Below are 20,219 nucleotides of genomic sequence, written 5' to 3' on the forward strand. Positions count from 1 at the left end.
ATGAGCAATGTCAGGCAACTTCGGGATAAACAGCCCGAGAACGAGAAAATCACCCTTAACCTGGGCTTTGTAGATCTGGGCCGGATTGATCTGCTGGTGCAGGAAGGTTTTTATTCGACTCGCAGCGATTTCATCCGGACCGCGATCCGGAACCAGTTGGACCACCAGTCTGCCACGGTAACGCAATCAATTGAGCGGCACACGATGGAGTTGGGCCTGCGCGACTATACCGTCGCCGATCTGGAAGCCGTGCAAGCCGCAAACGAGGTGCTGCATATCAAAGTCGTCGGCCTCGCGCGTATCGCGCACGATGTGCCGCCGGAACTCGCGCTCGCTACCATTGGTTCTATCAATGTGCTGGGTGCGCTTCAGGCCAGCGCGGATGTGAAGAAAGCCCTCGGTGAGCGGATCAGCTAACCCCGATTTAATCCTTTAAAGGAAGTCAAAATGACCAATAATTTCAACTCGGCCATGCGCCGGGCCAGTGAGCTTGTACGTGCAGGTAACCCCACTGCTGCAACTGAAGCGATCCAGGCTGCATTGGGTGCGGGCGGGGCGGGGCGCTTGTCTAGGCATGGTAAAACACCCTTTGGTAGAGCCAAGATAGGCCGAGGTCTGCGCGCAACGCTCGCTGGACTTGCACAATCGGCCATGTCGGGGGGCGACGGGCCTGAACCATCTCTGCCGGACGGTGCCCGGTTCGACAGCGGAACGTTTTCCTGTGCCGCCGACAGTCGGGACTATCGCCTGTATATCCCGGACCTGAAAGGGGCGCCCCCTGCCGGGCTGGTGATGCTGCTGCACGGCTGCAAACAATCGCCCGTCGACTTTGCCAAGGGTACAGGTATGAACCAGCTTGCCGATGAGCACGGGTTGATCCTAGTCTATCCGGCGCAGTCACGCGGTGCAAATATGCAGTCATGCTGGAACTGGTTCAGACCCACTGACCAGAAGCGCGACGGTGGCGAGCCAGCTATTTTGGCCGGTCTCATGCAGCAGTTGCAACGCGATCACAACATACCCAAAGGTCGAAGTTTTGTTGCCGGTTTGTCTGCTGGTGCTGCCATGGCTGTCGTGTTGGGACAGACCTATGCAGATGTTTTTGACGCGGTCGGCGCTCATTCCGGTCTGCCCTTTAAAGCTGCCCAAGATGTGCCATCGGCCTTTGCGGCGATGGGGCAGGGTGCGACCGGCACTGATACGGGTGAAACCATTCCCACGATTATTTTTCAGGGCAATGCAGACAGCACGGTAAACGCTGCCAATGCTCAAGCCATCGCGGCCACCTCCGCCCCCTCGGGCACCGAGCTTCTGGACGATGGCGCGGTGGCGGGGCGCAGCTATAATCGTCGTACAGTACTGGCACCAGCGGGCCATTCTGTGATGGAGGAATGGATGATCGAGGGTCTCGGCCATGCGTGGTCGGGGGGTGATCAGGCGGGTTCGTATACCGATCCAGCAGGCCCCAACGCCAGCCGTGAAATGCTGCGTTTCTTCCTCGATCTGCCTGTGAAAGGCGCATGATATGACACATTCCCTTACCTTTGACGCGATCAGCGAAGCCGCGCCAGGCCCGAAATGGGCGGCCCGCTGGGGCCGCTCGTGGCCCGCCTACAAGGCATGGTTCATTGCACGCGGCGGCGACAACGGCCCGGACCGTCATGCGTGTGAAGCGGCCTTGCAGCAATACATGCCCGAGTTGGTGCCCGTTCACGCCAAGCTTACCGCGTTGGCTGGCGGCACGGATCGTGCCGCGCGTTTCCTGTCGACATGGTGCCCGCCCAGCTATCTGGGCGGTTGTTCATTGGCCGTGGCAGCATCGCGCGACGACATTCGCCTTGTGCGCAACTATGACCTGTCACCCGACCTGAACGAAGGCCTGTTGTTGCACAGCGCCTGGACCGGCCGCCCGGTCATGGGCATGATTGAATTCATCTGGGGACTGTCCGATGGCATCAACGACGCTGGTCTCAGCGTCGCGCTTGCCTACGGCGGGCGGCAGGAAACCCGCCGTGGCTTTGGTATTACCACGATCCTGCGCTACGTGCTGGAGACCTGTAAAACAGTTTCTGAAGCCCTGCGGGTTCTGCAACGCGTGCCATCCCATATGCCTTATAACGTGGTTGTGGCTGACGCCTCCGGTGCCGCCGCGAGCGTTGAGGTTTACGCCGGTGGCGGCGCAAAGGTGCAACCGCGCCTAGTTGCGACGAACCACCAGACCGACGGCAGTATTCCCGATCGAGCCGCGTTTACCCGCACGTACCAAAGGTCAAAACATCTGGAGAGCGTTTTGATCGAGGGCACCGAACCTGCTGCCTTGGTCGGGCAATTCACGCAAGCGCCATTGAAACAGCATCGTTACGCCGAGGGTTTCGGCACGCTTTTCACTGCTGAATACGAACCCAGATGCCGCAAGATGACGCTGCATTGGGACAACGAGATCTGGGTGCAATCACTGGATGCGTTTGCGGAAGGCACGCGGGAAGTGCGATATGGTTCCGCCGCCGTCGGATCGGTGCCGCAAGGCGATGGTATTGACTGGGTGCAAATTGGAATGGAATACGCCGCAGGACGACAGCCCGATTGGCGCAGGTTCTTGCCAAGAGGGATTGACGTCGCTTGAGCCATGGCGGTTTGCAACGGAGAGCCCTGGCCAGATATCACCATCAGACCAGGGTATGAGCGTTACCTAAGACGCAACGCAATCGTATTTCGGACGGATTGGTACCGTGTCCGCTTTCCCAGTCTTGAAAAATACGGGTTCCTCGTGTGCGCCATTCTCAAGCATCCCTGCGGCCATCGAAAAATTAGGGTTCTGCAACAATATCTTATGACGGCGCTGTATCCGGGTGACATCATAATATTCTGTCATGCCGTCAAATCCGCGAACGCTGAAATCTTTGGCCCGTAAAGGAAGGCTGAGAGGGAAACCGGCGGTGCCGGTGATAAAGACTTCGCCTACAGCGGTAGGATCATGATCACTGTCCGCTTTCGCGTCGGTATCGGAGTTAATTTGTCATTGAAAGCGAGGCGCGTTAGGTAAAATTTGATAACCATTATCGCATCGTACGATTGGCAGTGGCTTTCAAAGGAAACAGTACCGCTTGCTAAATTGATCAAAGTTACGAAAGCTGAACCCGAGAAATCATATAATCCCAGGTATAAGGCCACGTTTTGCCCCTAAAAATAGACCAAACCCCGCTCTCTGGCGTCGTCGTTATCACCCCGGCGCGGTTCGGTGATCATCGGGGGTTTTTCTCGGAAAGTTACAGTGCCAAGGCGCTTGCCGACCATGGGATTTCAATCCCTTTTGTGCAGGACAATCATTCCCTGTCGATGACCCTGGGTACAATTCGCGGGTTGCATTTTCAGGCACCGCCCCATGCGCAGGACAAGCTGGTGCGTTGCGGGCGGGGGGCTTTGTTCGACGTGGCAGTGGACATTCGCAAGGGCTCGCCGACCTATGGGCAATGGTTCGGGGTTGAGCTGAGTTTTGAGAATGGCAAGCAGTTGTTGGTCCCTGCGGGGTTTGCGCATGGCTTCGTGACGCGCGCACCCGAGACCGAGATTATCTATAAATGCTCTGAATATTACGCGCAGCACACCGAAGGTGCTATCGCGTGGGATGATCCAGATATCGGCATTGACTGGGGTCTCGGGGGGGTGTTTCCGGTGTTGTCCGAAAAGGACGCAAATGCGCCTTGTTTGGCTGATATTGACAGCCCGTTCACGTTTGAAGGTGCCTAGATGAAGCTATTGATAACGGGCGGCGCGGGGTTTATTGGCTCTGCCGTGGTACGGCTGGCGGTGGCGCAGGGCCACAGTGTGGTCAATCTTGATGCGCTGACCTATGCGGCCTGTCTCGAGAATGTAGCCAGCGTCGCGGACAGCCCGCTATATACGTTCGAACAGGCAAATATCTGCGACCGCGTGGCGCTTGACCGGATTTTTGCGGATCACCGGCCCGATGCGGTGATGCATTTGGCAGCGGAAAGCCATGTGGACCGATCCATTGACGGGCCCGGTGCGTTTATCCAGACCAATATCACCGGCACCTACACGTTGCTAGAGGCCGCGCGGGCCTATTGGCAAGGGGCTGGGAAACCGGCTGACTTTCGGTTTCACCATATCTCGACCGATGAGGTGTTCGGCTCGCTTGGCCCCGCCGGGCAGTTCACCGAAGATACGCCGTATGCTCCGCGCAGTCCCTATTCCGCCTCAAAAGCAGGGAGCGATCATCTGGTGCGCGCCTGGGGCGAAACCTACGGGTTGCCGATTGTCATGACGAATTGTTCAAATAACTACGGGCCGTTTCACTTCCCCGAAAAGCTGGTGCCTGTGGTGATCCTCAAGGCGCTCGCTGGCCAGCCGATCCCTGTCTACGGCAACGGCGTTCACGTGCGTGATTGGCTGTTTGTCGAAGATCACGCCGATGCCCTGCTGACCGTGCTGACCAAGGGTGAACTGGGTCGGAGCTATAACATTGGCGGAGAGAATGAGGTCAGTAATCTGGAACTGGTCAAGATGATATGCGCCCTGCTGGATGAACGAATTCCCAGTGGCGCGCCCCATGCCGATCTGATTACCTTTGTTAGCGATCGCCCCGGCCATGACCAGCGCTATGCGATCGACCCGACGCGCATTCGCGCTGAATTGGGCTGGAAACCTTCGGTCACCGTGGAAGAAGGGCTGGCCCACACCGTCGATTGGTATCTTGAAAATGAAGATTGGTGGACAGCGTTGCAAAACCGTCAGGGTGTCGGCGACAGGTTGGGCAGGGCATGAATATTCTCGTTTTCGGACATAGCGGCCAGGTTGCCGCAGAACTACGGTCACTGGATAGCGCGGATACCCATATCGTTGCTCTGGCCCGTGCTGATGTTGACCTGACTGACCCCACCGCCTGTGGCGCAGCGATTGCCATGCATGCGCCCGATGCGGTGATCAATGCCGCCGCTTACACGGCAGTCGACAAGGCTGAAGATGATGCTGAAACCGCCGATCTGATCAATGCCCAGGCCCCGGCCGCTATGGCCCGTGCCTGTGCCACACGCGATATCCCGTTCGTCTCTATATCGACAGATTATGTTTTTTCAGGCGCAGGTATCGCACCTTGGCACCCCGGTGACCCCCCCGACCCGCAGGGGGTTTATGGGCGCACCAAACGAGACGGCGAGATTGCCATCGAAGCAGCGGGGGGGCGTTATGCAATATTGCGTACTTCTTGGGTGGTGTCGGCCCATGGCAATAACTTTGTCAAAACCATGCTCCGCCTGGGTGCGGAGCGCAAGGCGCTCACCATTGTCGCCGACCAGATCGGGGGCCCTACGGGTGCCGCCGAGATCGCACAGGCCTGTATCGTAATCGCCCAAACCCTTGTATCAGAGCCTGAAAAATCTGGAATCTATCATTTATCCGGCTCGCCCGATGTCAGCTGGGCCGATTTCGCCCGAGCGATTTTTGATCAAGCGGGGATCACCTGTGCCGTCACCGATATCCCTTCTGGCGATTACTCTACACCCGCCAAACGCCCGCTGAATTCGCGGATGGAGTGCGGCGCGACGCAGGCCAGCTTTGGCATTGCCCGCCCCGATTGGCACGCCAGCCTGACTCAGATTTTGACCCAACTTGATTTGACCAAGGACTGATTTTCCATGACCCAGACGCCCAAACGCAAAGGCATTATCCTCGCCGGTGGGTCCGGCACGCGGCTTTATCCGATCACAATTTCCGTGTCCAAACAGCTATTGCCGATCTACGATAAACCGATGATTTACTACCCGCTGTCGGTACTGATGCTGGGTGGTATCCGCGAAATCGCAATCATCACCACCCCGCAAGATGCCGACCAGTTCAAACGCGCTCTGGGTGACGGCAGCCAGTGGGGGGTGACGCTCAGCTACGTCACGCAACCCAGCCCCGACGGGCTCGCGCAAGCCTATTTGCTGGCCGAAGGTTTTCTTGACGGCGCGCCCTCGGCGATGGTCCTGGGGGACAATATTTTCTTTGGCCACGGTCTTCCTGAAATCCTTGCTGCTGCGGATGCGCAAACCCAAGGCGGCACCGTCTTTGGCTACCGGGTCTCTGATCCCAAACGCTATGGGGTGGTGGATTTTGACAGAGATGGCCAAGCGCGCCAGATCATCGAAAAGCCCGAAGTGCCTCCCTCGAACTATGCCGTTACCGGGCTTTATTTCTTGGACAACACTGCATCTGAACGGGCCAAAACCGTCAAACCCTCGGCCCGGAAAGAGTTGGAGATCACCACTTTGCTCGAAACCTACCTGCATGACGGTCTTCTCAATGTCCAACGCATGGGACGTGGTTATGCTTGGCTGGATACCGGCACCCACGGCAGTCTGCTGGACGCGGGGAACTTTGTGCGGACACTAGAGACTAGGCAGGGGCTGCAAACAGGGAGCCCTGACGAGATTGCGTTCAATCAGGGCTGGATCAGTGCTGCATCGCTCGAGGAACGGGCAAAATTATTCGCCAAGAACGATTACGGGATGTATTTGGAGGGTTTGTTAAAATAGTAATAAGCTTTGGTTCGATAAAGCATTCCGCAGATAAGCTAGCGCTATATTGCCGGACTTTCAAATTCTTGGGCCGCTACCTCCCCAGCAAAATCTTCGCCGCAGGGACTGCCGCCTTTCTCGGTTTCGACCTTGGCGTTTTTGTGGGCTTGGATGCCCCTCTCGCGGGATGATGTTGCGCACGCCGATGCCGGGTGATGGGTAAACCTAGATCTTATTGCTTCCGGCCCGCGCGGAACCGAGTGACCTGCTTATAAGACTTTCCCACTTCGCCTCTAGAATGCATACCTCGCGTTGAAGGCGATCATTCTCTTGGGTTAGGCTTAGCTCCTCTTTGAATACCACATCGGTGCCTCGGTGCGCCGTGATCTATTTGTCCAGCAGTATCAAGCCGCGACAGGTCCAGATTGCTTGGCGAATGGCGACGTCGATTTTACTGCTGGCCTTAGTTTTTTCACAAATGGCTCATGTTTATGGCGCCATGACAAAGTAAACTAGGCCAAGCAAAACAGGTTATGGGATAGATACAGCAAGTCTCACACTCGCCAGTTAGGACGGTTACCTATGATAAAAACTCATACAAAGTTGATCCCAATTTTCCCACTTAGTCTTGAACAAGTTCGCCAGCTGTTAAAAGGCCGCGACCAGAGTAAACTTATGCAGAAGAAACCCTGATAGTGCACTGCGATCTTTGAGAAACTTGTCCCCGAGCGGGGGCCCTTCTGCGCACGGTATAAAATTCAGCGTTGTCGTTGCAAGATGAAGGGCACCGGTCCGGCCGATTACGGATGGTTCCGGCGGTGTCACGACCCGCAGTAATAAACGAGGTTTATGGGCTGATCCATACTTGCAGATGGTGACCCGGCTTGTGTGGGGATCCCGGTTATGGCACCGACAGGTTCGCATGTCCCCGGCCACTCTGGTGCCACCGGGACAATCGACGACAGCAAAGCAAAAGATCCGCGAGACCGAAGCGATCAAGACCGTAAATGTTTGCGCTGCGGCAGTTGTTATCAATTCAGCGGGGCACGTGGCGGCGATAAATCCCTATGCGACAGGTTCGTCGGTTCGAGGGTTTATACCTTCATGTATGAGCTGCTCGAACTGGCTGCTTGGATCGAAGCGCATGGCGTAACCAGGCTCGTCAATTTGCGTTACGCCAAGGTTGTGCCGGATTGGAAGATAGACGACAGTGATCGTTTGTGGTGAGGGCAGACCTATTCCGGTTTCTCGGTTTGGATTTGACAAGCACCCACGGGATGGAGCCGTTCACATCGCTCTAGCCGGTGGGCGATTGTGACACTGTTCAGTGCGCAAAGGCCCAAAGGCAATGTCAACTCGTGGCCCTGTCCGGCACCGGGTAACTAGACAGTGGGGGAGAAGATGCTGTCATCTCTGGCAGTGAGAACATCCATCAACGCAGCAACTACTTTTGCAATTGGCCATTGTCAGGATAGGGCGAGGTGACAAGGCGTTAGGCTGATCCTACCGGCGATGGGTAGCGCCGCGGGTAAGCCAAAGCAGTCACAGCCACCGCACGCAAAATCGCGGTCTTATCCTACAATAGCCTGCACCATGGCGCGACCTGTCACGACCCGGGTGCCTCTCATTTTGAGGGGTGATGCCGCAAACACATGTTCGGCAATCTCAAGCGCCGGGGCCAGTCGTTCGGCCATGATATTCGAGCATTGAGTTGTGATCCGGACATAGCTGCTTCTTTGGAAGGCATACGTGTTCGACGTATGCCTTTCTTGAATTACAGATGATTTCGACACTGTCTTGACCGGGTGCTAAGGAGCGCGGGAAACGCTGGGGAAACGTGCGCCTAGATGATCGCCACTCTCAATCTTTACAGGATCTCTCTGGCGGCGCGTTCTCCGGATTGGATGGCTCCCTCGATGTATCCGGTCCATTGGGGTGATGTTTCGGTGCCGGCCCAGTGCAGCGGTCCGATGGTTGCCCGCAGGGTCTGGCCGTAGGGCGTAAACACGCCCGGTGGCGCATATGCTCCGTAGCAACCGCCCGACCATACCTCGTCGGTCCAATCATGATCAACATAATCCAGAGGCTCTGACGCGTCCGGGCCGAAATGCTCTACGAGCATCTCAAGCACAATTGCGCGCCGTCCCTCAACGGACAAGTCCGCGTTGTTTATGGCGCGATTGGCATCAAAGAAACCGACCAGCAGGCCATTCTTTTGGTCCGGTGGCGAAACATCCATCACCGGGGTTATTGCCGTGTCATCACGCAGTATAGTCCCGTTCAACCCCATTTCACGCCAGAACGGGGTTTTGTAAAGCACCCAAAATTTGATCGAAGAACCCATGAAAAGATGTTCGTGAACCGCGACTTTCGGCTGCGGCAATGTAGGCAAGAAGGTAATACGGTGCATGAGCGTCGGGGAAATGGCAATGATCGCCGAGCGAGCGGAGAACGTACCTACCTCGCTGTGCACTGTTACCCCGCGGTCGTGCCATTCGATCACCATGACAGGTGCGTTAAGGTGCAACCGGTCGCCGATTTCATCAGCCATGAAACGGCTAATCTGGTGGACGCCGCCGTGGAACATGAGGTTCTGGGCACCGCCAGCATCTGCTGAAATCAGAACATCGAGACCGCCGCCCGATTTGACGTAATGCAGAAAGAACAGCAGCGACACCTGCGACGGCTCAGCGCAAAGAAGTGAATTGCAGATGGTTCGGAAGGCGGCCCGTGCCAGCGGATGATACACATTCCGCGCGATCCAGGTTTCCACAGTCGTTGCGTCTAGTTCCTTGGCCTGGGGATGCGCCCATGGTTGATTGGTATCAAGACGTGCCATGGGACGTTCGAGTTTCCACTTGGCAAATAGATAAGCCAATCCGCCCGCGATGCCCAACAGCCGGCTGGGATCCTCGCGTGGACCTTGCCTTTCACGGGTTCCGATCCGAAAGATCGCATTGCCGTCCAGATAGGTCGGATAAGCTTGGACGTTATAATGCGCGGCCAAACTTTTTAGCCGTGTTTGGGTCGGTGCCATCCACATACCGCCCAAATCAACGGAAATGTCACCAATTTTCCCGGCTTTGGTACGCCCGCCCACGCGATCTCGGGCCTCGAGAACTACGAAATTTCCGCGGCCTTCGTTCATCAGGGTTCTCGCTGCCGATAGGCCGGCAAATCCCGCACCAATTATCACTGTATCCAGCACGCATGTATCTCCTGTATCACTGCACCTCAGAAGGGAAATCTATGGAGCCGAACGCTTTTAAAGTGAAGATCAAAAGAGCGCTTGAACTGGTGTTGTCACTTTAACGGCCCACTCTTGCTGGGTTATTAATCGAGGTCATAGACGAGGTCGCGTAAATCGCGGTGCGGTCAGGTATGCTCTGGCGCGCAGCCGACCAACTTGGCCATACCCTCGGTGAAATCCTTTAGTCCGAGTAAGATATCCGGACGTTTGTGATTGCACGGCGATAATGTGGGAAGCTCACTTGGTGCCTACAACTTTGTGTTGTGAAGCCGAATGAGACAAGCCGTCACAGCGGCTTTAAGCATGGAGCTCCTACTCCCATGCTCTCTCGATGTTATTCGGGCAGATAAGGTTGCTCGGACAGCGCCAATCGTTTTTTGTGTCCGGTCGTCTATGCGTGTCAAAAGCCTTTGCGCCAATTCCCCGGGTACGAGCACACAGGAGCTGATATGCCTGACAGGCTGGCAAACACTCATTCCTTGGTTCGGCGAAGCACAGGTAGCTGCTTGGTGGAACGGTCGATTTCATAGCGCGGCTCAAAGCGCTCTCCGTTTGCAACAAAGCCAATAGCTGCCCCGTCTGTGCCACGACGGTCCCAACCCGATATTGCTCCGGTATTGTCGTAGCGGGCTGTATCGGTCCATGGGGCTGACCAGTAGAGCAGAGGGTCGAAATAAGCCCCACGCCCTTCGGCATCATAGTCGATGGACGAGAGGCGCTTCTTCCCATCGCTCAAGACAGTATATTCGCGGTTCTGATGTTGGGGGAAGGCGACCGAAATGAAGGATGGTGCGCCGTCGTGGATGCCGTTATTTGCAAAAACCCCGATATCAACGCGCGACATGCGACGTTCTACCGGACCTTTTTCGCCCGACATCCGTTCTGTCCAGGGATCGTGCCATGCAATACGGATCTTCGCTGTGCGACCAGTCGGCCCCTGTGGTTCGATCGAGACCCGTTCAGGATTGCCGTGCAGTAACCGCCATTCAAAGGTAATGGGCCGGTCATTTGGGGCAGACGTATCTTCAGCGCTCACCACAAGCTCACGCTCCCAAGCATAGCTGCGCCATAAACGCCCGATCGCTGCTGGCGTATCGAGAAGCCGTTCGTCCAGCTTTGCAAGTCCAGCGGCATCGCTGAAATCTTCTTTGACGACACGTAACCGCACAACCGGTGGAATATCTCCCGGGCGCAGGCTGGCAGCTTGTGCAACCATTCGGCCGGTTCGGACAAGCCGGCCAGCGAATGCGGCGGGATGCGCAATACCGGAAAGATAGTCATCGCGGGTGGTAACGGCTTCAAGATTATGGCGCAAAATCATCTGCACTGTCGGCGCGACCAAACCCTTGTCGCGCAGAAATGCAAAAGTATCACGCGGTAGCGCCGCAAGTGTCAGCGCGACTGCATTGAGAAATGGCTGGTCCGATCCTGACGATCCTTGACTGATAATCATGTAGGGCCAATTGATAGGGAAGCGATCCTCAGCATCGTGATCGCGATGTTCAGGATAGATGTAGATATGATTGTTTGCGTAAAGCACGGGCATAACGGCACCCCAACGTGCATTGGTCATCGCCAGCCGAGGCAGACTGCGCGGTGCCCATCCGCGCTCCATCGCCGTTGAGGAATTTCCCAATACCACCGCAGGCATGACAATGCGGCCCCCGAGACCAAAATCTAGCCCATCGGCAATGAGATCAGCACCGTATTTTAGCCGTGTCAGGCCGGGGTACAGGTCTGCACTTAGCGACGAATGGCCGCGGTCCCGGTTATCGTAGAGAATACCCGCGAAACCGTTAACGTCGCCTTGACTGCTATAGATCCTCAAAAGCCGCGCACCGTCTTGCACATTATGCAACCCGACGATCGGTGCCGTGAGGTCCGGCGGTGGCAGTTTTAGCCCGGTAGCGGCCCATAGCGACGGTTGAACCTGTACCAGATCATTTTTTGTCAGCAGCAACTCGTCAGCATGTACCGGACTGCCAAGCAAGAACATCGCAAATGAGAAGCGCAGGAGATGGAGCAAAGCATGCATGGGGAAATTTGTCGCAATCCACGGGTCAGATCTATTGATGGTAGAAAAATGGTATACGGTGTTGTTATTCGAATTCTGTTTGCCGTGTGTCCTTTGTTTCGTTATGCCGAGCCGACAGTATTTTCGAGCGGTTCACACGCTGAATAACTTTGTGAACATAATAACAATGCATACGGATTGACCATCTACCCGCAATGGTGAGATGTCACTAACAAACTATGCCTGATCTATGCAGAGGCACCCAACAGGTGCTAGGACTGAACATCAACCCAGCCTCATAGGGACTTGATAGAACAGAACTTACGTGACCGAGGAAGTTAATAATGTGGCCCTATTGGATTCTCTTCCTGATACCAGCGTTGCCCGCGGTTTTTGCAAATCCAATGCAAGAGCTCAGAGCAGATGGCACACGCAGCGTGAAATTCGGCGCGTCTTGGGTGCTGGTCTTGGTTGCGCTTGCCCTGATGATCGGACTTCGGGATCGCGTTGGCGGTGATTGGTTTGCCTACGTCAGGCATCTGTTCGAGGCGGAAACCCTTACATTTGCAGAGGCAATTTTACTGCCTGACCCCGCATATAACATCATTAATATCATCAGCCTTAAAACGGGGATGGGAATTGTAGGTGTTAACCTTTTTTGCGGATTTGTATTCTCACTAGGTTTGGTTATCTACGCAAGGTCAATGCCACGGCCCTGGCTGGCGCTGGCTGTTTCGATACCTTATATGACCATTGTGGTTTCAATGGGGTATTCGCGCCAAGGGGTCGCTCTGGGATTTGCATTGATCGGGTTGGTTGCTCTTGGCCGACAACGGTTGTTGTGGTTTGTATTTTGGATATTCCTTGCAGCTACCTTCCATCGCTCTGCCGTTGTTTTGATCAGTATACCCTTGCTGACGATGAACTTCCGCAATTTCAGGAATTTGCCTATCCTGTTGATAGTGGCCGTTTTGATGTATACGGCCTTGCTTGAAGGCAAAACGGATCAGTTTGTCGAGCAATACATAGACAACGAGATGCAGTCAGATGGGGCATTTGTCAGGTTACTGATGAACGTGGTCCCCGGCATTCTCCTGGTCCTGTTTCGGAAGCGGTTTGTTGTCGCGAAGGGTGAACGGAAAATCTATCTTGTCATGGCGCTCTTGGCGATCTTCTCTTTCGGCGCACTTGTTGTGGGGGGGCTCCCCTCCACCGCCTTAGACCGAATTGGTCTGTATCTGATCCCGTTGCAGGTGTTCGTATTTTCTCATCTGCCGAACGCATTTGGCCGCTTCGATAGCCAAAAGCAAGCAGTGGCATTCACAGTGGTTCTTTTTTATACAGTTGTTTTATTCGTGTGGCTTAACTACGCAAATTTCTCTCACTGGTGGCAACCGTATCGAATGTTCCCCCCGTTGGATATCGAAGAGGCGTATAATATGACTAGATAAATCGTCGATCTCCATGAGTCGTTATGGAGAGCTTCGGTGAACTAGCGGTATCTTGGATAGCTTGATCAGTTCAAATCGCGAATAAATTTCGCGAACCGCGTAGGTAAGCGACCGTTTTCAGGCTCATCCCGTCTTGGTCATCGTTAAACGAATAATGTTGAAGCGGATTGCACAGCGGATCAAGGACCCGTCCACGTGTTCAAGGAGGACGATGTTCACTTTTAGGTAGAAATATCTATGTCGTTAATCTTGATAAAGAGCGTTGATCCCGTATTTATCGTCGACAAACCCACGGAGTTCGTTCACTGAAAATGCGTATCTTACGAACAGCCCTTGATATTCCCTAGGAGTTTTATCATTATTAATAAATATTTAGCGATTCGCGCCAGTGACATTTTTAAGCTGGCGCAGTTAACTTTTGTTGTCGAAACTAATTTTAAGACGGATTTTCTTCTTCCCGGGGGGGATCGATTGTGAAAAATATTTCCCATGTTAGTGCTGCCAGTTACCCATTTGTCGCCCAAAGCGATTTTTTCAGTGACGTGCCCATTCATGAAGATCGTAGAGGCTTCGCACTTTTGAAGCGCTCGGTCGATCTAGTCTTTGCCCTTTTGGCATTGCCGACCTTAGTGACGCTCGCCGTCATGATTTTTATAGCAAATACCATCTCCAATTCAGGGCCGGTGTTTTTCCGCCAGGTCCGGATGGGGCAGAACGGAAAAGCGTTTACGATCTGGAAATTCCGTACGATGACCGCCGACGCTGCGGTGGTACGTTCGGCCAGCGCACCGCTTGATGAGCACCGTATCACGCCGCTTGGTCGCCTGTTGCGTCGCACCAAGCTTGATGAAGTGCCGAACATACTTAACATCATCGCCGGAGACATGAGCCTTGTCGGCCCACGCCCCGACGCGTTCGAGCATGCCAGTGAATACCTTTTGGGCGTACCTCATTACCGTAAGCGTCTGTCGGTGCGTCCTGGCCTTACAGGGCTTGCACAGGTGCGGGGAGGCTATGCCGATAACCCGCGCGCCGTACAGCGTAAGGTGAAATATGACAGGTTCTACATTCGGAATTCCAGCATTTATCTTGATCTTTACGTGATCGCGCTGACGTTCGGGGTTGTTTTCTCCGGGTTCGGGCAACGCTGAACCATGTCATCCGATCGGTTGTTCTGAATCGTGCATGACGCTTGGTATCTTGCGCAGCTCAAGCCCGGGGGTTTGGACCGGGCTGTTGTCAACCTGGCGCGGCAAGGCTTTGACAGTTTGATGCCGGTCCGTGAAGAAACACGGCGGCGTGCGGGTCGGTGGCGCACGATCGCCAAGCCTCTGTTTCCCGGATACCTGTTTGTCAAAGTTCCCGCCGGCAGGCAGGACTGGCGCGCCATCAATGCAACCTACGGGGTTTCACGTTTAGTAGCACTGGAAGCGGGGCGCCCCACGCCTGTTGCGCCCGAGATCGTTTGCGCGCTGCAAATGCGGGCGCGTCAAACTACCAAGTCACAGCAGCAAGCTGGAATGGAGGTGGGCGATCGGGTCGAGGTGGTCTCTGGGCCTCTTGCAACCAAGTTTGCTGAGATTGAAGCTATTTCTGAGCAGGGACGCATCTATGTCCTGCTTGAACTGATGGGACGCTATACGAGGATAGAACTGCCGGTTGCGGACGTGGAGCACCGTTCTGTGGATGCTGAACCGAGCCTCGCGTGATCCATGCGCTTGTCGCCCATGCAAATTTCGCGATACTGATCATAAAGTTTCCGGGGTGGGTGCGGCAACGGGTTCGCCCTTGTCTCGCTGACGGGCAAGCAGCCTGAGGTTCTCAAAATGCTTTAATACCGCTGCTGGTTTCTGGTCGATGCCCCAGGTTGGTCGCGACCGGGCAGGGGATCAGGCAAGCTGTTTCCGCATATCTGATTTTGCGCCATCACGGCACCGTTACAGGCTCCTCGGGGCCGGATACACTTTTCTAGCGCAATATCGCAGGACTGATTTTTCAGGAGGCCAAATCTTCAGTGTTATAGTTGCTAAAGTTCGATGATAACGCCATAAAACACTTACAATACACATGCGAGGCTGATAGCAGCGCAGAAGCGCACGCATTCTGTCAGACTGGTTTACTCTGCCGGGCCGTTGATGCGAGTGCCGATGCGGTAGCCGTGGGTCGATCTCTTGCAGAAGGTGCCATATTCGCGAATGTCTACACTCATTCCCAACCTGAACAAGGTCAGGTCGGGTCGTTGCCTGGGGCGAACGGGATTGTTTTCCTGCGATCTCTCCGCCGTCTTGGATGGACCACGTCTAAGATAGACTACAATAAAATTGACATCGGATAAGTTACAATGAAGCGTATTTTAATTACAGGGACAGCGGGTTTCATCGGGTTCCACCTGTCAAAGCTTTTGCTGGCCGAAGGGTTCCGCGTGCACGGCTATGACGGGATGACTGACTATTATGATGTCACGCTGAAGCAAAGGCGACACGCGATGCTGTTGCAAAGCAACGCCTTCTCTGCAACCGAAGGTATGCTTGAGGATGAAGCAAAGTTTTGGTCGGTAGCCCAGGATTTCAAGCCGGATGTAATCGTGCATCTCGCTGCTCAGGCCGGCGTCCGATATTCACTCGAGAACCCGCGCGCCTATCTGGACAGCAACGTTATCGGCACCTTCAACGTCATGGAAGCGGCCCGCAAGCTGGAGGTCGAGCACCTGCTGATGGCCTCGACATCATCGGTTTACGGTGCCAACGACGAAATGCCGTTTCAGGAAACAGAGAAAGCCGACACACAGCTCACGATTTACGCGGCTACAAAGAAGGCGAACGAGAGCATGGCCCATGCCTACGCGCACTTGTGGACCTTGCCCACGACGATGTTCCGTTTCTTTACGGTGTATGGACCATGGGGCCGGCCCGACCTGGCGTTGTTCAAATTCGTCGATGCGATTCTGGATGGGCGTCCAATCGATATTTACAACCACGGTGACATGTACCGCGACTTTACTTATGTCGACGATCTGGTTCGCGGCATAAGGCTTTTGATCGACACGCCGCCCGAACGGCCCGCTTCGGCGGATGATATCAAAGCAGGCGACAGCCTGTCGCCCGTGGCCCCTTACCGCATTGTCAATATCGGTAACTCCATCAAGGTCCGGCTTCTGGATTTTGTGGACGCGATCGAGGACGAGCTTGGTGTCAAGGCGCAACGCAACTACATGGACATCCAACCGGGCGATGTTCCTGCGACTTGGGCAAATGCCGAGCTTTTGAAAAGTTTGACCGGCTACCGCCCCCAAACAGATATTAAAGACGGCATCCGGGATTTCGTGACATGGTTCAGGGATTATTATGACAAGTGATTTAACACATTCAGATGAATTAAAGATTGGGATAATTGGACTGGGCTATGTCGGCCTTCCGTTGGCGGTGGAATTCGGAAAGAAGTTCCCGACCGTTGGGTTTGACATCAATCCGAACCGCATAGCGCAAATTCGCGAAGGGCAGGACCACACGCGGGAAGTCTCGGAAGCCGAGCTGCGCGAGTCAGTCAACTTGACGGCGACGGCGGACACCGCCGATCTGAAAGAATGTACTGTATTTATCGTGACAGTACCCACGCCGATAGACAGCTCTAAACGGCCTGACCTAACGCCTTTGGTTCGCGCCTCTGAAACGGTGGGCGGCCTTTTGAAGCCCGGTGACATGGTCATCTATGAGTCAACGGTGTTTCCCGGTGCTACCGAAGAAATATGTGCCCCAATCCTGGAACGCCTCTCGGGCCTGCGTGTAAACGACGATTTTACCGTGGGGTATTCCCCCGAACGCATTAACCCCGGCGACAAGGATCGCCGACTGCCTAATATCGTCAAGGTGACTTCGGGGTCGACGCCAGAGGCAGCAGATCGGATAGACGCGCTCTACAGCTCAATCATTCCAGCCGGGACACACAAGGCAGCGAGCATTCGTGTCGCCGAAGCGGCAAAGGTGATTGAAAATACGCAACGCGATCTGAATATCGGGTTGATGAATGAGCTGGCTATCATCTTTAACAGGTTAGGCATTGATACCGAGGCAGTATTACAAGCTGCGGGGACCAAATGGAATTTTTTGCCGTTCCGACCAGGGCTGGTCGGAGGGCACTGTATTGGGGTCGACCCTTACTACCTCACGCATAAGGCGGAAGAAATCGGCTATCACCCCCAAATCATTCTTGCTGGCCGTCGTCTGAATGACGGAATGGGTGCCTATGTCGCCGAACAACTGGTGAAGGCTCTGATCCACCGCGAGGCTAAGGTCAAGGGGGCCAGGGTTTTGGTGCTCGGACTGACTTTCAAGGAAAATTGCCCTGATCTGCGCAACACGCGCGTCATCGACGCAATACGGAAACTCGAAGAATTCGGGATTAACGTGGATGTGCATGACCCGTGGGTCGATCCGGAGGAGGCACAGGCCGAGCTCGGCGTCAGTATGGTCGACACGCCAGAAGAGAATTCCTACGATGCCATTTTGCTGGCTGTCGCCCACAGCCAGTTTCGGGACAGTGGGGAGCAAGAACTGCGCAAGTACGGCCGAGACGGACACGTCCTATATGACCTCAAATACGTTCTGGCGGTCGATGACAGTGATCTTCGACTGTAACTCCTGGTTCTGCCGGCCAGTTCAGACTGTCATGCTGCGGCTCCGGGCTGCCCTGGAAACTCACCAAACCGCACCTGCGCAGAGGATTTGCGAGTGACGAACGGAGCACATGGGCAAATATGGCTGATCTGAAGGTCAAATTCGGTACAAACCTGCGGTCGGGCGACTTTTTCTGGAGACACCCGGTCGTGGCACATCATGCTCAAACGTGTCTTTGTGCATTCGCATTTCGGTGCCCCCGGTGAAGGTCTTGTTAACCGTCAACGCCGCTTGGAACATCTGGAATTTCCGGCGTCCGCTCGTGGACGCGTTGCTGGCCGATGGGCACACTGTTATCGTCCTTGCGCCATGGGACGATACGGTGCCGAAAATCGAGGCGTTAGGGTGCGAGTTTCATCACCTTGAGATGAGCGTAAAGGGCCTTAATCCGCTAGAGGAGCCAAAAACGCTGGTACGTCTGCGCGGGCACTTCCGCCGATTGAAGCCGGACGTAGTTCTAAGCTTTACCATCAAGAATAACATTTTTGGTGCCATTGCAGCGAAATCGGTTGGGATTCCCTTTATTGCCAATGTCACAGGTCTAGGCACCGCCTTTCTTTCAGGCGGCATGCTGGAACGGGTTGCGGTGGCGCTTTACAAAACAGCATTCCGCAACCTTCCGGTTGTTTTCTTTCAAAACAACGACGACCGAGAGCTGTTTCTCGATCGCGGTTTGGTGGCTGACAGCCAAGCCAGAAGCCTGCCGGGATCAGGCATTGATCTCGAACGGTTCGCAGCGTCCGACTATCCTTCCCAAAGCGAGGCACCGCAATTTTTGATGATTGCCAGGCTGTTGCGTGACAAAGGAGTGTTGGAATACGTCGGCGCAGCGCGGCGCGTAAAGGCGCGTAACCCCGGAGTTCGGTTCCAGCTTCTTGGCGCCACGGGTAGCGAAAACCGGACAGCGATCGACCGGGAGACTGTTCGAGGTTGGGAACAGGAAGGCATCATCGAATATCTTGGAACGGTCGAAGATGTGCGGCCATTGATCAAGGCCGCGCAATGCATAGTTCTGCCGTCTTACCGAGAGGGGGCACCGCGCACGCTCATTGAGGCCGCAGCTATGGCCCGCCCGCTTATCGCTACAGATGTCGCGGGGTGCCGGGCAGTGGTGGATAACAAGCACACCGGCTTTCTCTGCGACGTCCGCAGTGAGGAAAGTTTGGCAGCGGCCTGTGAGACATTTATCGCTTTATCATTGGAGGAGCGCGCGGCGCTCGGCCGTGCCGGTCGCTTGAAAATGGAGCACGAGTACGGCCAGAGTATTGTGATAGATGCCTACCGTACCGCTTTGCGTGACCTGCTACCCACGAAGGTCAACCCCGCTGCATGAGCGTTTTGCAGACATGGTCGCAAACTGCGGGGCAAGGGTGGCGATGAGGAAACTGTCGAAGTCCACGTCGTCCCGTCGCCGTCGTGTGTTTCCTATGGGTCAAGTGCAGCGTGTACTTGACGATAGGCCAGTCCTGCTTTCAAGGCAGGATTGATACGGTTCGGGGCAATGGATACGGTTTTCTTCGTTTTCTCAAAACTGTTCGGCACCGCTCTGAAGCTGGAAACCTGGCTTCTTGTCATTGCCGTACTGACATTTTGGGCTGGCCTGCGTTCCTGGGCTCGCGTGGCAAAAGTCGCCTCCGCCACGCTCGTTTTGGCAATTCTTGGTATCGGGCTTTTACCATTAGGAGACGTACTCATGCGGCCTCTTGAAGCCGATTTTCCTATAAAAAAGGCTTTGGGGCAGGTTGACGGTATTATCGTGCTTGGCGGCGGTGAAGACGTGCCCGCCACTACACGGTCCGGGCAGCCGCAAATTGACGAGGGAGGCGACCGCTACATCGCTGCATCGGCGCTTGCCCACCGTTATCCTGCCGCGCGACTGCTTTTTACCGGTGGCAGTGGCCGCTTGCGCGATGGCGCAGGAAATGAAGTATCCGAGGCTGCGGTCGCCGAACAAATTTTCCTCGCACAGGGTATTGCGCCGGAACGGATGCTACTTGAAAGGCAATCTAGGAATACCGCCGAGAACGCACGCCTGAGCCATTTGCTCGCGGGCCCTAAGGACGGGGAGCAATGGGTCTTGGTGACCAGCGCCTTTCACATGTCGCGCGCGGTAAGCAGCTTTAGGGCTGCGGGCTGGCAAGGAATCATACCCTTCCCGGTCGATTTTCGAACGCGAGGTTGGTCAGACGCGCTTGGTTGGAATTTCCAACGCAACCTGGGATTACTGAACACCGCCCTGCGGGAATGGATTGGGCGCGCTGTGTATTCTATGACTGGGCGGTAAAGGGTTTAGAATGCAAATGTCGGGAAACA

At 55.1% G+C, this 20,219-nt stretch carries 18 protein-coding genes; 15 read left to right on the top strand and 3 right to left on the bottom strand.

Annotation, left to right across the window (positions count from 1 at the left end; all coding sequences use genetic code 11):
- Genes AC13DE_RS05445 through AC13DE_RS05455 form a run of 3 tightly spaced genes read left to right on the top strand, consistent with a single transcriptional unit; the run spans position 1 to position 2,623 of the window.
- Positions 1–417: a CopG family transcriptional regulator gene (locus AC13DE_RS05445; protein WP_483047284.1), complete on the top strand. Its 417-nt coding sequence runs from the start codon at positions 1–3 to the stop codon at positions 415–417.
- 30 nt (positions 418–447) lie between these two features.
- Entirely contained in the window at positions 448–1,524 is a 1,077-nt protein-coding gene (locus AC13DE_RS05450) for an extracellular catalytic domain type 1 short-chain-length polyhydroxyalkanoate depolymerase (RefSeq protein WP_483047285.1), read from the top strand.
- 1 nt (position 1,525) lies between these two features.
- The gene (locus AC13DE_RS05455; RefSeq protein ID WP_483047286.1) at positions 1,526–2,623 is read left to right on the top strand and encodes a C45 family autoproteolytic acyltransferase/hydrolase; all 1,098 of its coding nucleotides are present in this window, start codon (positions 1,526–1,528) and stop codon (positions 2,621–2,623) included.
- Between the two features lie 66 nt (positions 2,624–2,689).
- On the opposite strand, the gene AC13DE_RS05460 is transcribed toward AC13DE_RS05455, so the two are convergent.
- Entirely contained in the window at positions 2,690–2,872 is a 183-nt protein-coding gene (locus AC13DE_RS05460; RefSeq protein ID WP_483047287.1) for a hypothetical protein, read from the bottom strand.
- A gap of 302 nt (positions 2,873–3,174) precedes the next feature.
- On the opposite strand from AC13DE_RS05460, the gene rfbC reads away from it, so the two are divergent.
- The 5 genes from rfbC (at position 3,175) to AC13DE_RS05485 (ending at position 7,745) form a co-directional block, all read left to right on the top strand.
- On the top strand, positions 3,175–3,747 hold the full coding sequence (gene rfbC, locus AC13DE_RS05465; protein ID WP_483047288.1) for a dTDP-4-dehydrorhamnose 3,5-epimerase: 573 nt from the start codon (positions 3,175–3,177) through the stop codon (positions 3,745–3,747).
- A complete protein-coding gene (gene rfbB, locus AC13DE_RS05470; protein WP_483047289.1) occupies positions 3,748–4,785 on the top strand; it encodes a dTDP-glucose 4,6-dehydratase in 1,038 nt (345 codons plus the stop codon).
- On the top strand, positions 4,782–5,648 hold the full coding sequence (rfbD, locus tag AC13DE_RS05475) for a dTDP-4-dehydrorhamnose reductase (protein ID WP_483047290.1): 867 nt from the start codon (positions 4,782–4,784) through the stop codon (positions 5,646–5,648). The genes rfbB and rfbD overlap by 4 nt, the downstream gene beginning before the upstream one ends.
- A 6-nt stretch (positions 5,649–5,654) precedes the next feature.
- Positions 5,655–6,536, top strand: a complete 882-nt coding sequence (rfbA, locus tag AC13DE_RS05480) for a glucose-1-phosphate thymidylyltransferase RfbA (RefSeq protein WP_446298425.1) — start codon at positions 5,655–5,657, stop codon at positions 6,534–6,536.
- A gap of 885 nt (positions 6,537–7,421) precedes the next feature.
- Positions 7,422–7,745 carry a hypothetical protein gene (locus AC13DE_RS05485; protein ID WP_483047291.1) on the top strand — a complete coding sequence of 108 codons (324 nt, stop codon included), beginning with the start codon at positions 7,422–7,424 and terminating at the stop codon, positions 7,743–7,745.
- 640 nt (positions 7,746–8,385) lie between these two features.
- Here the strand turns inward: AC13DE_RS05485 and AC13DE_RS05490 are convergent.
- Both AC13DE_RS05490 and AC13DE_RS05495 read right to left on the bottom strand, forming a co-directional pair.
- Entirely contained in the window at positions 8,386–9,726 is a 1,341-nt protein-coding gene (locus AC13DE_RS05490) for a flavin monoamine oxidase family protein (protein ID WP_483047292.1), read from the bottom strand.
- 514 nt (positions 9,727–10,240) lie between these two features.
- On the bottom strand, positions 10,241–11,803 hold the full coding sequence (locus tag AC13DE_RS05495) for a hypothetical protein (protein WP_483047293.1): 1,563 nt from the start codon (positions 11,801–11,803) through the stop codon (positions 10,241–10,243).
- Between the two features lie 323 nt (positions 11,804–12,126).
- Here AC13DE_RS05495 and AC13DE_RS05500 point away from each other — a divergent pair, with 323 nt between their 5' ends.
- The 7 genes from AC13DE_RS05500 (at position 12,127) to AC13DE_RS05530 (ending at position 20,190) form a co-directional block, all read left to right on the top strand.
- Positions 12,127–13,233, top strand: a complete 1,107-nt coding sequence (locus tag AC13DE_RS05500; protein ID WP_446313178.1) for an EpsG family protein — start codon at positions 12,127–12,129, stop codon at positions 13,231–13,233.
- Positions 13,234–13,775: 542 nt separating this feature from the next.
- Positions 13,776–14,384, top strand: a complete 609-nt coding sequence (locus AC13DE_RS05505; protein WP_446306172.1) for a sugar transferase — start codon at positions 13,776–13,778, stop codon at positions 14,382–14,384.
- Positions 14,385–14,414: 30 nt separating this feature from the next.
- The gene (gene nusG / locus AC13DE_RS05510) at positions 14,415–14,942 is read left to right on the top strand and encodes a transcription termination/antitermination protein NusG (RefSeq protein WP_446298419.1); all 528 of its coding nucleotides are present in this window, start codon (positions 14,415–14,417) and stop codon (positions 14,940–14,942) included.
- A gap of 632 nt (positions 14,943–15,574) precedes the next feature.
- On the top strand, positions 15,575–16,588 hold the full coding sequence (locus tag AC13DE_RS05515; RefSeq protein ID WP_483047294.1) for an NAD-dependent epimerase/dehydratase family protein: 1,014 nt from the start codon (positions 15,575–15,577) through the stop codon (positions 16,586–16,588).
- Positions 16,578–17,867 carry a Vi polysaccharide biosynthesis UDP-N-acetylglucosamine C-6 dehydrogenase TviB gene (tviB, locus tag AC13DE_RS05520; protein WP_446298417.1) on the top strand — a complete coding sequence of 430 codons (1,290 nt, stop codon included), beginning with the start codon at positions 16,578–16,580 and terminating at the stop codon, positions 17,865–17,867. The genes AC13DE_RS05515 and tviB overlap by 11 nt, the downstream gene beginning before the upstream one ends.
- A gap of 241 nt (positions 17,868–18,108) precedes the next feature.
- Positions 18,109–19,239 (top strand): glycosyltransferase family 4 protein, encoded by a 1,131-nt coding sequence (locus tag AC13DE_RS05525; RefSeq protein ID WP_483047295.1) that lies wholly within the window; start codon positions 18,109–18,111, stop codon positions 19,237–19,239.
- A gap of 168 nt (positions 19,240–19,407) precedes the next feature.
- The gene (locus tag AC13DE_RS05530) at positions 19,408–20,190 is read left to right on the top strand and encodes a YdcF family protein (RefSeq protein ID WP_483047296.1); all 783 of its coding nucleotides are present in this window, start codon (positions 19,408–19,410) and stop codon (positions 20,188–20,190) included.
- Positions 20,191–20,219: the final 29 nt, after the last annotated feature.

Source organism: Sulfitobacter sp. L-8, assembly GCF_056859255.1.

Coding starts and splice junctions, on each gene's coding strand:
- AC13DE_RS05460 (WP_483047287.1), bottom strand. CDS start 2,872: ATGACAGAATATTATGATGTCACCCGGATACAGCGCCGTCATAAGATA.
- AC13DE_RS05500 (WP_446313178.1), top strand. CDS start 12,127: ATGTGGCCCTATTGGATTCTCTTCCTGATACCAGCGTTGCCCGCGGTT.
- AC13DE_RS05445 (WP_483047284.1), top strand. CDS start 1: ATGAGCAATGTCAGGCAACTTCGGGATAAACAGCCCGAGAACGAGAAA.
- AC13DE_RS05515 (WP_483047294.1), top strand. CDS start 15,575: ATGAAGCGTATTTTAATTACAGGGACAGCGGGTTTCATCGGGTTCCAC.
- tviB (WP_446298417.1), top strand. CDS start 16,578: ATGACAAGTGATTTAACACATTCAGATGAATTAAAGATTGGGATAATT.
- AC13DE_RS05530 (WP_483047296.1), top strand. CDS start 19,408: ATGGATACGGTTTTCTTCGTTTTCTCAAAACTGTTCGGCACCGCTCTG.
- rfbD (WP_483047290.1), top strand. CDS start 4,782: ATGAATATTCTCGTTTTCGGACATAGCGGCCAGGTTGCCGCAGAACTA.
- AC13DE_RS05455 (WP_483047286.1), top strand. CDS start 1,526: ATGACACATTCCCTTACCTTTGACGCGATCAGCGAAGCCGCGCCAGGC.
- rfbB (WP_483047289.1), top strand. CDS start 3,748: ATGAAGCTATTGATAACGGGCGGCGCGGGGTTTATTGGCTCTGCCGTG.
- rfbA (WP_446298425.1), top strand. CDS start 5,655: ATGACCCAGACGCCCAAACGCAAAGGCATTATCCTCGCCGGTGGGTCC.
- AC13DE_RS05495 (WP_483047293.1), bottom strand. CDS start 11,803: ATGCATGCTTTGCTCCATCTCCTGCGCTTCTCATTTGCGATGTTCTTG.
- AC13DE_RS05450 (WP_483047285.1), top strand. CDS start 448: ATGACCAATAATTTCAACTCGGCCATGCGCCGGGCCAGTGAGCTTGTA.
- AC13DE_RS05485 (WP_483047291.1), top strand. CDS start 7,422: ATGGCACCGACAGGTTCGCATGTCCCCGGCCACTCTGGTGCCACCGGG.